At 65.8% G+C, this 1,659-nt stretch carries 2 protein-coding genes; both read right to left on the bottom strand.

All coding sequences use genetic code 11. From position 1 onward, the window contains the following. A partial coding sequence (locus E5W70_RS32320) for an FAD-dependent oxidoreductase (protein WP_292665407.1) occupies positions 1-477 on the bottom strand: 477 nt, incomplete at its 3' end. 239 nt (positions 478-716) lie between these two features. Beyond that, positions 717-1,659, bottom strand: a 943-nt coding sequence (locus tag E5W70_RS32315) for a dihydrolipoamide acetyltransferase family protein (RefSeq protein WP_292665405.1), incomplete at its 5' end; no start/stop codon positions are given.

The raw sequence follows: 1,659 nt of genomic DNA, 5'->3' as shown, positions 1-1,659 counted from the left end.
GAACGGCAACGATGGCAGTTCGACCGGCGCCGAGCCGGTCGCGATCACCACCGTTTCGGCGCGGATCACCTGCACCCCGATCTCGGTCTCGACCGCAACGGTCTTGCCGTCGCGAAATGTCGCCCAGCCATGCACCGTCTTCACGCCAGCTTTCTTCAGCAGGCCGGCAACACCGTTGTTCAGCCGGCTAACGATGCCGTCTTTCCAGGCAATGGTCGCGGCGAGATCAAGCGATGGTGTTGCGACCGTTATGCCGAGCGGGCTTTTGCCACCGGCCATGTGCGAGAGCTTCTCGAACTCCTCGGCCGCGTGGATCAGCGCCTTGGACGGGATGCAGCCGACATTGAGGCAAGTGCCGCCGGGCTTGCCGGCCTCGACAATCACCGTGTCGATGCCAAGCTGCCCGGCACGGATGGCGCAGACATAGCCGCCCGGACCGGCGCCGATGACCAGCAGCTTGCAGGAGATTTCCTTCATCATGTCGCTCTAGCTCCTCGGCAAGCTGGAGGGACAGCACCCCCCTCTGCCCTGCCGGGCATCTCCCCCGCAAGGGGGGAGATTGGCTGCCTTCCCGGCCTTCGCCAATCTCCAATGGCGCAGGAGTAAGCGGGGCGTCGAAGCTGCTGATCTCCCCCCTTGCGGGGGAGATGCCCGGTAGGGCAGAGGGGGGTGGGAAGGATCGCTACTGTTCTCATTCTGCGCTGCTGCCCATTACCTCAATCCACAAAAATCAGCGCTGGCGTTTCCAGCAACGCCTTGATCCGTTGAATGAACACCGCCGCGTCCCAGCCGTCGACGACGCGGTGGTCGAAGCTGGAGGACAGGTTCATCATCTTGCGCGGGATGAACTGGGTGCCGTCCCATACCGGCCGCACCATCATCTTGTTGACGCCGATGATCGCCACTTCCGGATGATTGATCACCGGCGTCGTCGCAACGCCGCCCATGGCGCCGAGTGAAGTGATGGTGATGGTCGAGCCGGAAAGCTCGTCGCGCGTCGCCGTTCCGGATTTTGCCGCCTCGGCCAGCCTGACAACCTCGGCCGCACAGTCCCAGATGTCGCGCGCCTCGGCGTGCTTGACCACCGGCACCATCAGCCCCGAAGCCGTCTGCGCGGCGATGCCGATATGGACGCCGCCATGCTGGTGGACGATGCCGGCTTCGTCGTCGAACAGCGCGTTGACATTGGGCTGGTCGGCGATTGCCTTGACCATCGCCCGCATCAGGAACGGCAGCAGCGTCAGCTTCGGCCGGTCCGCGCCCGGCCGCTTCTCCTTGTTGAGCGCGGCGCGCAGATCCTCGAGCGCGGTGACGTCGATCTCCTCGACATAGGTGATGTGTGGGATGCGCGACTTGGCCAGCGTCATCTTCTCGGCGATCTTTCGCCTGAGCCCGACTATCTTGATGTCCTCGATCGCCTCGTTGCGGGCGAGGCCAGGGGCCTTCGCAAGCTGCGGTCCGCGTGCCAGGAACGCGTCGATGTCCTCGTGCCGGATGCGGCCGGCCGGGCCGGTTCCCGGGACCTGCCGAAGGTCAATGCCGGCCTCTTTCGCCCTGAGGCGGACGGCCGGCGAGGCCAGCGGCTTTTCGCCCTCGGGGCGCGGCGCGCCGGAGGTCCGCGCAGTACCCCCAACGGCGGCAGTACCCCCACCCCTGACC

The organism is Mesorhizobium sp. (assembly GCF_005063415.1).
Classification (GTDB): Bacteria; Pseudomonadota; Alphaproteobacteria; order Rhizobiales; family Rhizobiaceae; genus Mesorhizobium.
Note: the sequence above shows the minus strand (reverse complement) of the source record. Positions and strands in the feature narration are given on the sequence as shown.